This window comes from Marihabitans asiaticum (assembly GCF_007828725.1).
In the GTDB taxonomy this organism is placed as follows: domain Bacteria; phylum Actinomycetota; class Actinomycetes; order Actinomycetales; family Dermatophilaceae; genus Marihabitans; species Marihabitans asiaticum.
On sequence record NZ_VIUW01000002.1, the window covers coordinates 611,291 to 622,990 of the forward strand.

Genomic DNA, 11,700 nt, shown 5'->3' on the forward strand with positions numbered 1-11,700 from the left:
CCTCGATCACGCGGCCCGCCGCCGGGTGAACCGGTCCGGCGAGAAGGTCGGGTCGGTCAGGGTCACGTCGCCCTCGACGAGGCCGCGCCGCACCCACTCGGCGGTGATCGGCGCGAGCACGAGACCCCACATGCCGTGCCCGGTCGCCACGACCAGACCCGGCACCCGCGCGCTCTCCCCGATCACCGGCACCCCGTCGCTCGTCGTAGGGCGATCACCGCGCCACACCTCGATCTCCCGCTCCCACGCCAGGTCCGGGTACGCCCTTCGCCCGGCGGCGCGGATCGCGTCCACCCGGTGGGGCTGCACCTGACCCGTCCGCGCCCCGAGGTCGAGGGTGCCGGCCAGGCGCACGCGGTCGGCGAAGGGGGTGACCACCACCCGGTGGTCGACGAAGGTCGTCGGCCGGTCGGGGGCCGCGTCGTTGCGTTCGAGGTCGATGACATAACCCGTCGCACCCTGCATCGGCAGCCGCAGACCCAGCTCGGCGAGCAGGGCCGGCGAACCCATCCCGGCCGCGACGACGACGTGCTCGGGCGAGATCCAGCGCCCGTCGAGGAGGACGTCGACGCCCGCACCGACTCCCGCCGCACTGCCCGGATCACGTCGGCGCAGGCCCTCGACCCGGGCTCCCCAGCGCACGCTCGCCCCCTTCGCCGTGGCGGCGTCGAGCACGGCCCGTACGTAGGTGAGCGTGTTGCACGTCGCGTCCTCCTCGTGCACGACCCGGCGATCACCGATGACGTCGACGGCACCGGTCTGGACGCAGCTGGTCTCGATCCCCTCCCGCGGGTAGGCGAGGTGGAGCGCCAGGCTGCGGCGCGCCATCGCCTGGAGCCGCTCGGTCAGCGCGCGAGTCCGTCGCGGCGTCGAGTGCCGGGCGAAGGACAGCAGCCACGGCAGCAGCGTCGGTCGCGGGGTCAGCCGGAACGGGCCGGACGGGTCGAGCAGGTTGGTCAGGCCCTCGCGGACGTTGGCGGGGGTGGTCATCGGCTGGACGTGGCTGGGGGAGAGCAGCCCGGCGTTGGCATAGGAGCACCCCGCACCCGGGCCTTCTCCGGCATCGAGGACGAGCACGCGCTTGCCGGCCCGGCTCAGCTCGAGGGCAACGGTCGCTCCGACCGCTCCCGCCCCGATGACGACGACGTCGGGTGCAGTGGGTTCCATGCCCTCTATCTTGGCGGGGATGGTTCGGGCTGTTCGGCCGGGGTGGCTGGGAGGAGAGCAGCCGGATGACCGTTCGTCTGAGGTTGCCCGGGGATCTGCGAAGGGGTGGGCGCAGAACAGCGGGCGGGGGTGACCGTTCGTCTGAGGTTCCCCGGGGATCTGCGAAGGGGTTGGTCAGCCGGCGGTGGTGATGGAGTCGTCGGTGACGCCGGCGGCGCGGCGCGCCTCGAGGCGGCGGCGCTGGGGGAGCACGGTGTAGCGAGGGTCCTTGGCCGAGGCGATCCCCGCCTCGAAGACACCGACGCGGGTGGCCGCAGAAGCCCCGAGCAGCGCGAGGCCCGTGAGGATCGCCCCGGCCCGGTTGCTGCCGAGCAGCAGAGCCCCGAGCCCGCCGCCGACGGCGAGCCGCTCGGCCCAGCGCATCAGCTGGCCCGGGTGTCCCTGGTGCAGCGGCTCCGCCGCGACCGGGTCCATCCTCGCCTCGGTCAGGCGCATCGCGACGACGTCACCGACGACCCCGATGACCGCGAGCGCGCGCACCGGAGCGGTCTCCCGGGTCGGGGTGGTCACCATCGCCAGCCCCGCCGCGGCGAGGGTGGCCGAGCTGACGAAGACGAAGGGGAGGTCGCGGTGCATCGCGTTCCACGTCGGGTTGGCGGTGTCCGAGAGCAGGACCGCGGTGTAGGCCGCCAACGGCGGGGAGAAGGCCGCCGCCTCCCAGCCCGCCCACGGCTCGACCGCCTGCAGCACCGGGCGCAACGGGCCGAGCGGCAACAGACCGCGGGAGCTACCCCGGCTGCCGAGGCGGTCGACCTCGGCCACCGCCGCCACCCCGATGCCGGCGCTGTACGCGGTGAGGACCCACGACCCGATGCTCATCGGCGAGGTCAGCTTGATCGTGCGCAGCATGTTGTAGAAGCGCTCGGGCCGACCGAGGTCCTTCACCAGCGCCGCCCCGCCGAGCGCCACCGAGGCCAGACCCCCCAGGCGAGCGTTGCGCCGCAACGCATCTCGGCCGGTGAGCTGGGCCCCGAGCGCGATGAGCCCGGACCCGCCGGCGACCCCGCCGAGGAAGAGGTAGGCGGCGACCTCGTGCCCCCACGGCGGCGGCTTGACCACCGCCCGCCCGTAGTAGCTGGCGAAGTCCTCCGCCTCGACGTCCGGGACCATGAGCATCTCGGCCGAGCCATCGCTGCGCCCACTGCGCCCACCCTGCCAACCAGGCCGACCGGGCCACCCGGACCGCCCACGGCGTCGATCGCCGTCCTGGGCGCCACGCCCACCGCGCCGCCGGCGTCGCCGCTCGGGCTCCGGCGGCCGGTAGCTGTCGAAGGCCGAGGTGGTCATCGGCGCGCCCCGACGAAGGCGGCAACTGCGGCACCGATCATCCCGAGCGCCGCGATCCCGGCCCGGTCGAACATCACCCCGAGGTCGGCCGTGGGCACCCGAGGGTCCGGCGGCAAGCCATACACCTCCGGCTCGTCGAGGAGGAGGAAGACCGACCCGGTACCGCCGACCCCGTCGAGCTCGTTCGCACCGTAGAGACGAGCCTCGGTCATCCCCTTCGCGTGCAGCTCGGCGACCCGCGCCCGCGCCGAGGTGACCAGCTCGTCGTGGTCGCCGAAGCGGATCGAGGTCGTCGGGCAGGTCTTGGCGCACGCCGGGGTCTCCTCGTCGCGCAGCCGGTCGTAGCAGAGCGTGCACTTCTGGGCGACGCCCTCCTTGGGCACCGCGGGCTGCTCTCCCTTGCGCTCACCACGGCGGGTCGTCGGCGCCGCGGTCCCGTCGCTGCGCCGCTCGACCACCCCGAAGGGACAACCCGCCACGCACGTGCCGCACCCGTTGCACACGTCGTCCTGGACAACGACCGTGCCGAACTCGGTGCGCATCAGCGCCCCGGTCGGGCACACGTCGAGGCACCCGGCGTGGGTGCAGTGCTTGCACACGTCGGAGGCCATGAGCCAGCGGAACTCGGGGGTGTCCGGCGGAGACGTGGGAGGCAGCGGGGTGTCTGGCGAAGGGGTGGCGCCTCCCCCTTCGCTCCCGGCCCCCCCGTCGCGCACCGTCGGCATCCCCAGGCTCACGAGGCGTCGACCGGACTCGCGGGCCGCCTCGATCGCCTCTCGGTCCTGCTCGACGAAGGCGACATGTCGCCAGGTGCTCGCGCCGAGGCTCTGACTGTTGTCGTAGGACCACCCGGTGATCTCCAGGTCGCCGTCGCGGGGGTTGCGGTTCCACTCCTTGCAGGCGACCTCGCAGGCCTTGCAGCCGATGCAGATCGAGGTGTCGGTGAAGAAGCCCTTCCGCGCGTGCGTGCCATCCCACCCGACGTCGCGGATCGGGTCGGTCGGGCCGTGCAGCTGGTGCCCGAGGAGGTCTCCGGTGCTGTGGCGCTGCGGGCTGCTGGTCATCCTCGTCCCTCCTGCTCGGGGTCGGTGAGGCGCTGGTTCCCGGTCTGCGGGGTCACCCCGGCCCGCCGGTTGTAGTCGGCGACGAGCTCCTCGGCGGCGGCCCCGCGCGGGCGGCGGCCGGGCCGGACGTCGCAGGAGGCGACCTTGGACTCCTGGATCTGGGTGTTGGCGTCGAGGGAGACCCCGAGCAGGTCGTTCGCGGCGTCCCCGGTGACGATCGCCTCCTCGCCCACCCCCCAGTGGTAGGGCAGCCCGACCTGGTGGACCTCGCGCCCGTCGACCCGCAGCGGACGCATCCGGTCGGTGACCATGACCCGGGCTTCGATCACCGCGCGCGGGGAGACGATCGTCGCCCAGTCGTTGTGGGTCAGTCCCCGCTCGGCGGCCAGGGCCGGGGAGACCTCGCAGAACATCTCGGGCTGCAGCTCGGAGAGGTAGGGCAGCCAGCGGCTCATCCCGCCGGCGGTGTGGTGCTCGGTGAGCCGGTAGGTGGTGAAGACATAGGGGTAGACCTCGACACCGGCCTCGCCCGCGCTCGGCGCGTCGAGGTTGTACCCGCGCGGGTAGAGCATGCGCGTCGGGTTCTGCTGCTGGGTGTACAGCGCGTTGCGCACCGGGGACTCCGCGGCCTCGTAGTGCGTGGGGAAGGGACCGTCGACGAGCCCCTTCGGGGCGTAGAGCCATCCCTTGCCGTCGGACTGCATGACGAAGGGGTCATCGCCGGCCAGCCCGTCGACGCCACCGGTCCCGGGCTCGGGCCGGTGGTGCGGGTGCAGCTCGGCGGGGAAGTCGGGCACGTCCGAGCCGGTCCACCGCCCGGCCTCCTCGTCCCACCAGACCCACTTCTTGCGCTCGCTCCACGGCCGCCCGTCGGGGTCGGCCGAGGCGCGGTTGTAGAGGATCCGGCGGTCCGCGGGCCAGGCCCACCCCCACTTCGCCTGGGCCGGGCCATCGCCTCCGTGCGGGGTGCGGCGTGCCGCCTGGTTGGTCTCCTCGGCGTAGACCCCGGAGTAGATCCAGCAACCGCAGGCCGTCGAGCCGTCGGCGGCCAGCTCGGCGTAGCCGGAGAGCGCGCGCCCGACGCCCTCCCTCGCCTCTGATCCGGCGGAGCCTCCCCCTTCGTCGCCCGCTTCGCCAGGCCCCTCGCCAGCCGTCCGGTCGCCCCCTTCGCCGCTGGCCGGGACCACCTCGTAGCCGTTGATCTCCTTGAGCACCGACTCCGGCTCGGGGTCGCCGTGCTCGTCGAGGGCGTAGTCCCAGGTCATCTCCAGCAGGGGCCGGTCACGCTCGTCGGCGGACCCCGCGAGCAGCTCACGGATGCGGACCCCGAGGTGGTAGTAGAAGTCGAGCTCGCTCTGGCAGTCGCCCGGCGCGTCGAGTGCCTTGTGCCGCCACTGGAGCAGCCGCTGGGTCTGGGTGAAGCTCCCGGCCTTCTCCACGTGCGTGGCGGCGGGGAGGAAGAAGACCTCGGTCTCGATGTCCTCGGTGCGCAGCTCCCCGGAGGCCACCTCGGGACTGTCCTTCCACCAGGTGGCAGTCTCGATGAGGGAGAGGTCGCGCACGACGAGCCACTTCAGCTGCGCGAGCGCGAGCCGCTGCGCTCGGCTGTTCGCCGACCCGACGGCGGGGTTCTGCCCGACGACGAAGTACCCCTCGACGCCACCGTCGAGCATCTCCATCATCGTCTGGTACGTGCCGTGCGGGCCGGTCAGTCGGGGCAGGTGGTCGAAGCACCAGTCGTTCTCGGCGCTCGCGTGCTCACCGAAGTACGCCTTGAGCAGGCTCACCGTGTAGGCGTCGGCGTTGCCCCAGAAGCCCTTCTGCCCCGGCCCCGAGACGACGTCGAGGTAGTCGGCCAGGGTGTCGTGGAGGCCGGCGACGGGCATCGGCAGGTAGCCGGGGAGCAGGTTGAAGAGCGTCGGGATGTCGGTCGAGCCCTGGATACTCGCGTGCCCGCGCAGCGCCATGATCCCGCCGCCGGGTCGACCGACGTTGCCGAGCAGCAGCTGCAGCACCGCGGCGGCCCGGATGAACTGGGCGCCCGAGGTGTGCTGGGTCCACCCCGTCGCGTAGCCCCACATCGTCGTCCGGTCACGCCCCGAGCTGCTCGTGATGGTCTCGGCGAGCGCGGCGAAGGTCTCCGCATCGATGCCGCACATCTCCTGCACCATCGCCGGGGTGTACCGGGAGTAGTGCCGGCGCAGGAGCTGGAAGACGGTGCGCGGGTGCTGCAGGGTCTCGTCCCGCTCGACCTGCGCGTTCTCCAGCGGGGCGCCGCCGCTGCCCAGCTGGTCCCCCGGACCGTGGTCGCCCTCGGTGCTCGACTGCTCGCCCTTCTCGCCCCCGGCGTCCTCGACCTCCCCGCCACCGGCCTGCGCGTACTCCCAGGTGTCCGAGTCGTACGTCCCGCTCTCGGGGTCGAAGCCGGAGAAGAGCCCGTCGAGGTCGTCGGTGTCGGCGAAGTCCTCGGTGACGATCGTCGCCGCGTTGGTGTAGGCGATCACGTACTCGTGGAACCAGAGGTCATGGGTGATGACGTGGTTGATCAGTGCCCCGAGCAGCACGATGTCCGAGCCGGCGCGGATCGGGATGTGCCGGTCCGCGACCGCAGAGGTGCGGGTGAAGCGCGGGTCGATGTGGATCACCGTCGCCCCGCGCGCCTTGGCCTCGGCGACCCACTGGAAGCCGACCGGGTGCGCCTCGGCCATGTTGCCGCCCTGCAGGACGATGCAGTCGGAGTTGGCCATGTCCTGCAGCGTGTTCGTGGCGCCGCCGCGCCCGTACGAGGCCCCCAGACCGGGGACCGTGGCGGAGTGTCAAATACGCGCCTGGTTCTCGATCTGGATCGCCCCGGCGGCGGTGAAGAGCTTCTTGATGAGGTAGTTCTCCTCGTTGTCGAGCGTCGCTCCGCCCAACGAGGCGATCCCCATGGTCCGGCGCAGGGGCCGCCCCTGCTCGTCGGTGTCCTGCCAGGTCCGACGGCGGCTCTGCACGAAACGCCGCGCGATCATGTCGATCGCGGTGTCGCGCTCCAGCGGCTGCCACCGGGTCGAGCGCGGGGCGCGGTAGAGCACCTGGGTCTGCCGACCGGGAGCATTGACGAGCTGCTCGCTCGCCGATCCCTTCGGACACAGCCGCCCGCGGGAGATCGGCGAGTCCGGGTCGCCCTCGATCTGGGTGACTCGCTCGTCGGTGACGTAGACCCGCTGCCCGCATCCCACCGCGCAGTACGGGCAGACGCTCTGCACGACCCGGTCGGCACGGGCGTTGCGGGAGGTGAGCTCGCGCGTTGTGGCCGAGGTGACGGCGGGCCCGCGGCCGAGCGCGTCCCGGCCGCGCAGCTGGCGCAGGACGGGCCACTCGAGCGGGGAGATCGGGCTCACCCTCGTGAGCGTATCGGCCGGGCTCGGCCGGTGGGAGGTGGCGAAGGGGGGTCAGCTGCCGGGTGGTCCGAGGGTGGGCGATCTGAGCGCGGGCGATCTGAGCGCGGCGAGCCGAGGCTGAGGGCTATCGGGCGGCTGCGCGGTCGAGGGCGTCGGGGGCGGTCTCCTCTGCGCGCAGCCACGGGCCGATCGCGATCAGGCTGATCACCGCCGTCGCGGCGAAGGCCTGCCACCAGCCGAGCTGGTCGGCGACCACGCCGATGAGGACCGGGCCGAGGATCGCCCCCGCGTCCTGGCACATCTGGAAGGACGCGAGCACCTTGCCGCCGGAGCGGTCCTGCCCGACGACATCGGCGACCGCCGACTGCTGCGCCGGGTTGACCAGGCCCGCACCGACCCCGGAGAGGACGCAGAGGGCGAGGAGCACCGCGAGGCTGTGGCTGGTCCCGATCAACCCGAGGCCGAGCGCGGTGACCGCCAGCCCGGCGAGCACCGTCGGGCGCCGGCCCCACGAGTCGGTCAGGCGCGAGGCCACCTGGAGCGAGGCGGCGGTGCCGACCGCGCCGAGCGCCAGCGCCGCGCCGGCGACCCAGGTCGCGCCGTGGATCGCGACCGCGAACTGGGGCAGGATCGCGACCCGTACCCCGAAGTTCGCCCAGCCGTTGGCGAAGGCCGAGCCGAGCGCCGCCCGGTAGGTGGAGGACCCCAGCGCCTCCTGGAACCGCATCGGGGGCTGCTGGTCCCCCTTCGCCACCGTGCGCAGCCGCGCACCCCGCAAGAACCACGCGACCAACGCCGCCGCGACGAGGATCGCGATGCCGTAGAGGATGAAGGGGACGCGGTACCCGAGCTCGGCGAGGAAGCCGCCGAGGACCGGGCCGATCATCCCCCCGACGAGGAAGGAGCTCGCGTAGGCCGAGGAGACCCGGCCGCGGATGCGGGGCGGGGCGAGCCGGACGAGCAGCGACATCGCCGAGACGGTGAACATCGTCGATCCGAGCCCTCCGAGACCGCGGTAGACCAACAGCTCGGTGTAGGAGCTCGCGAAGGCGGTGGCGAAGGAGGACAGCGCGACGATCACCAGACCGGCGAGGTAGACCGGCCGCTCGCCAAGCCGGCTGACCAACGAGCCGCCGGCCGGGGCGAAGACGAGGCGGAAGAAGGCGAAGGCCGAGACCACGACCGACGCCGCGGCGACCCCGACGTCGAAGCTGCGCGCGTACGCCGGCAGCACCGGGGTGATCAGGCCGAAGCCGACGGCGATGGTGAAGGCCGCGGCGATGAGCACCCAGATCTGCTTCGGGATGGGCGGGCGCCCCGGTCCTGACTCCGGCACTGCCCTCCCTTCGCTCACCCGGGCAGCCTACGTCGCCCGCTCCAGGGCACCGATCCCTCGCGCGTTCATCCCTCCTGCGCGGGTCCCTACTGGCCGGGTCCGGCCGGCCCGAGCGCGGCCCGGGCCACCTCGTCCGAGACCTCCTCGAAGCCGTCCCGCTCGAAGTAGCGCTGCGCGAACGTCATCCGCGAGACCACCATGAAGACGAGTCCAACGACGAAGATGAGCAGGGCCATGAAGAGCGGGGCACCCACGCCGAGGATCGCGGTCTCGGTGTAGGACGCCTCCGGGTCGGCGTACTCCCGCATCGCCGCCACGAGCAGGACGAAGAGGGTGATCGCGCCGATCACGGGGGCGAGCCCGACGACGAGGAAGCCCTTGACCGAGCGGCTCAGCTCCTTGCGCCAGTAGATCGCGCACGCGATGCCGGTCAGGCCGTAGTAGAAGGCGACGACGATCGAGAGCGCCGAGAGGCTGTCGAAGAGGAAGTTCTGGGAGATCATCGAGCCGACGACGTACCAGACGATCGCGGCCGCGCCGATCACCCAGGTGCCGAAGGCGGGGGTGCCGTAGTCGGCGTGCACCTCCTTGAACTTCGCCGGGAAGGCGCCGGCGACGGCCATCGAGAGCGACCCGCGCGAGGCGGGCAGGATCGTCGTCTGGGTCGAGGCCAGGCCGGAGACGATGATCGAGAGCAGCAGCAACCAGTCCAGCGGGCCGAGGACGATCTCGCCGACGAGGCCGAAGAGCGCCTCGTCGTCGTCGTACTCGCCGAGGGTGTCCAGGCTGAGCATCCCGAGGATCGCGACCGCCGAGCCGAGATAGACGAAGAGCAGGATGATCGTCGAGACCACGCCGGCCCGGCCCGGGGCATCCAGGGTGTCCTCGGACTCCTCGTTGAGGTTGACCGCGGACTCCCACCCCCAGTAGCAGAAGACGCCGAGGAGCATCCCGCTGATGAGCGCGCTGGCCGACAGGCCGACCGGGTTGAACCAGTCGAGGCTGAACCCGGCACCCCCTTCGCCGTTGTCGCCGGTGGCCATCCGGTAGATCGCGACGACGACGAAGAGGAGCAGCGCCCCGACCTGCAAGCCGACCATGATCCGCTGGAAGCGGGCGGACATCTCCGTGCCGCGCACGCACAGCCAGGTCAGCGCGAGCACCATGAGGCAGGCGAAGACGACGACGGCGACCCTGTTTTCGGCGAGGGAGTCCAGGCCGAGGACGACGAAGGTGTACTTCGCCGCGACGTCCGCCTGCGCCCCGATGACGAGCACGCCGGTGGAGAAGATCGCCCAGCCGCCGATCCACCCCAACCACGGACCCATCGCTCGAGTCACCCAGGAGAAGGTGGTGCCGCAGTCCGGGTCGGCGCGGTTCATGTAGTAGAACGCTCCGGCGATGAAGAGCATCGGGACGAAGCTGACGATGAGCACGGCCGGCGCCTTGGTCCCGGCGACGAGCGCGATCGACCCCAGCACCGCGGCGATGGTGTAGGCGGGGGCGGTCGAGTCGACGCCGATCGCGACCCCGTCCCAGAAGCCGACCGCGCCGGCCTTGAGGCCCTTGCCCGGCCGCGCGTCATCGACCGTCACCGGCCCGTCGCCTGCGCCTGGATCTTCGTTCATCGCGACCTCCCCGTCTCCTCAAGGTCAGGATGACCGACCTCACCCCGTCGCAGGCAGAGCGTGACCAGATCGAGACCTACGACCCCGTACCCACGTGTGCTCGTGCAAGCACCCGCAGGCTGGGCGGCAGGTCGATCGTCGAAGGGTGGGTAGGGCCTGGGGCCCACGGGTTGCTCGTCGTCGGAGCGATCACCTCGATCCTCTCGCCGGCAGCCGTCGGCGCCCTTGTGCCGACCATCGGGCTGGTCACGGTGCTCGTGCTCGTCGCCGCGGCGACGCTGGCGGTACGTGCGTGACCGCACGCGACGAACACCTCACCTCCTGCTCGTTCGCTTGTGAATATGGCCACAGCGCCCGCCGCAGGAGCCGACCGCCGCCCTAGGTTGTCGACGCCGAGGCAACGCCGCCCCGGACGCGAGGTGACCTCGTGACCGCCACAGCAGGAGAACCACGATGACAATGACGTCAGCCCGCACCGCCCTGGCCGCCGTGGCGGCCACCCCCTTCGTCCTCGGCTTGGCAGCCTCACCCGCAAGCGCCGCCCCCGAGAGGTACGGCCCCTACCAGCTGAACTTCACCGGGGCCCTGGCCTACTCCACGGGCGCCCCTGACGCCCTCCCGCTCGGGGTCAACGACTGGTCCTGCCGCACCACCTCGGTCAACCCCGACCCCGTGGTGCTCGTCCACGGGACCTTCTCGAACCACTACACCTCCTTCGCCCGGATGGCGCCGGCGCTCAAGGCCGCCGGCCACTGCCTGTACTCCTTCAACTACGGGACCGACGGCTCGTCGCTCATCGCGCAGCTCCCGGGGGTCTACGGCACGACCGGGCTGGAGAGCAACGCCGGCGAGCTGTCTGCCTTCATGGCCACCGTCCGCCAGCGCACCGGCTCCGACACCCTCGACCTCGTCGGCTGGTCCCAGGGCGGGACGATCATCTCCGACGTGCTCAAGGAGGAGGGAGGGAACGGCGTCGACCACGTCGTCACCCTCGGCGCGACCCATCACGGCACCACCTTGAGCGGGCTGGGCACCTTCGCCCGCGAGGTCGCCGGCGAGGAGCCGATCGGCGCGAGCCTCGGGCAGGCGGCCGTGGACCAGATCCGTGGGTCGGCCTACATGCAGGACCTCACCTCGACCCCCGACACGGTGCCGGGCGTCGACTACACCGTCATCGGGACTCGCTACGACGAGGTCTCCACTCCCTATCAGGCGACCTTCCTCGAGGAGGGGTCCGGCTCGGAGGTCGACAACATCACCCTGCAGCGTGGCTGCGCGATCGACCTGAGCGACCACCTCTCGATGGTCTACTCACCGCGCGCGATCGACCTGACCAATCGAGCGCTCAGCTCGCGGTGGACCTTCGTGCGCTGCGCACCGAACGCCCCCATCCTCTGACGCCTCGCGCCGCCCCGCCGGCGGTGGTGGAGGCGACCTCGTCGAGGTCGATCCGCACCTGGTTGTGCGCCTTGAACGGCTTGACGAAGCGTAGGTCGATGGTTACCCCGTCCTCGCTGGAGGAGGTGATCTCCATCGCGCCTTCGCCGGCCTCCTTGTTACCCGACCAGGCCTGGGTGCAGCCGACGCCGCGCTCCGGGCCGGTGTAGGTGTGCTCCATGTTCGGGTCGGCGTCCTCCCACGGCGACCAGTGCTCCCACTCGCGCAGGGTGTCGACGAGTCGGTACACCCGCTCGCGCGGCGCGTCGATCGTGATCTCTCGGGAGATGGCGAAGGTGCCCCTGCCGAGTGCCTCTCGGTACCAGTTCGGCAGGTGC

9 protein-coding genes are annotated in these 11,700 nt (G+C 71.9%); 2 read left to right on the forward strand and 7 right to left on the reverse strand.

Annotated elements, in window-relative coordinates; translation table 11 throughout:
- Positions 1-6 precede the first annotated feature (6 nt).
- From FB557_RS07445 to FB557_RS07475, 6 genes are all read right to left on the reverse strand, one after another.
- A complete protein-coding gene (locus FB557_RS07445; RefSeq protein ID WP_144856960.1) occupies positions 7-1,167 on the reverse strand; it encodes an NAD(P)/FAD-dependent oxidoreductase in 1,161 nt (386 codons plus the stop codon).
- Between the two features lie 174 nt (positions 1,168-1,341).
- Positions 1,342-2,514: an NrfD/PsrC family molybdoenzyme membrane anchor subunit gene (gene nrfD, locus FB557_RS07450; protein WP_144856961.1), complete on the reverse strand. Its 1,173-nt coding sequence runs from the start codon at positions 2,512-2,514 to the stop codon at positions 1,342-1,344.
- Complete coding sequence (locus FB557_RS07455) at positions 2,511-3,578, reverse strand: 4Fe-4S dicluster domain-containing protein (RefSeq protein WP_144856962.1); 1,068 nt, start codon at positions 3,576-3,578, stop codon at positions 2,511-2,513. Before FB557_RS07455 ends, nrfD begins: the two co-directional genes overlap by 4 nt.
- Entirely contained in the window at positions 3,575-6,961 is a 3,387-nt protein-coding gene (locus tag FB557_RS07460; RefSeq protein ID WP_246074542.1) for a molybdopterin-dependent oxidoreductase, read from the reverse strand. The genes FB557_RS07455 and FB557_RS07460 overlap by 4 nt, the downstream gene beginning before the upstream one ends.
- A 124-nt stretch (positions 6,962-7,085) precedes the next feature.
- Complete coding sequence (locus FB557_RS07470) at positions 7,086-8,315, reverse strand: MFS transporter (RefSeq protein WP_246074544.1); 1,230 nt, start codon at positions 8,313-8,315, stop codon at positions 7,086-7,088.
- Between the two features lie 68 nt (positions 8,316-8,383).
- Positions 8,384-9,925, reverse strand: a complete 1,542-nt coding sequence (locus tag FB557_RS07475) for an APC family permease (RefSeq protein WP_144856965.1) — start codon at positions 9,923-9,925, stop codon at positions 8,384-8,386.
- 29 nt (positions 9,926-9,954) lie between these two features.
- On the opposite strand from FB557_RS07475, the gene FB557_RS07480 reads away from it, so the two are divergent.
- Positions 9,955-10,221: a hypothetical protein gene (locus FB557_RS07480; protein ID WP_144856966.1), complete on the forward strand. Its 267-nt coding sequence runs from the start codon at positions 9,955-9,957 to the stop codon at positions 10,219-10,221.
- Between the two features lie 157 nt (positions 10,222-10,378).
- Complete coding sequence (locus FB557_RS07485) at positions 10,379-11,323, forward strand: esterase/lipase family protein (protein WP_144856967.1); 945 nt, start codon at positions 10,379-10,381, stop codon at positions 11,321-11,323.
- On the opposite strand, the gene FB557_RS07490 is transcribed toward FB557_RS07485, so the two are convergent.
- Positions 11,271-11,612: an SRPBCC family protein gene (locus FB557_RS07490; protein ID WP_246074545.1), complete on the reverse strand. Its 342-nt coding sequence runs from the start codon at positions 11,610-11,612 to the stop codon at positions 11,271-11,273. The two genes, FB557_RS07485 and FB557_RS07490, sit on opposite strands and share 53 nt — an antisense overlap.
- Positions 11,613-11,700: the final 88 nt, after the last annotated feature.

Bases quoted from the DNA above. Each gene is read 5' to 3' on its own strand.
- FB557_RS07475 (WP_144856965.1), bottom strand. From the start codon at position 9,925: ATGAACGAAGATCCAGGCGCAGGCGACGGGCCGGTGACGGTCGATGAC.
- nrfD (WP_144856961.1), bottom strand. From the start codon at position 2,514: ATGACCACCTCGGCCTTCGACAGCTACCGGCCGCCGGAGCCCGAGCGG.
- FB557_RS07445 (WP_144856960.1), bottom strand. From the start codon at position 1,167: ATGGAACCCACTGCACCCGACGTCGTCGTCATCGGGGCGGGAGCGGTC.
- FB557_RS07480 (WP_144856966.1), top strand. From the start codon at position 9,955: ATGACCGACCTCACCCCGTCGCAGGCAGAGCGTGACCAGATCGAGACC.
- FB557_RS07455 (WP_144856962.1), bottom strand. From the start codon at position 3,578: ATGACCAGCAGCCCGCAGCGCCACAGCACCGGAGACCTCCTCGGGCAC.
- FB557_RS07485 (WP_144856967.1), top strand. From the start codon at position 10,379: ATGACAATGACGTCAGCCCGCACCGCCCTGGCCGCCGTGGCGGCCACC.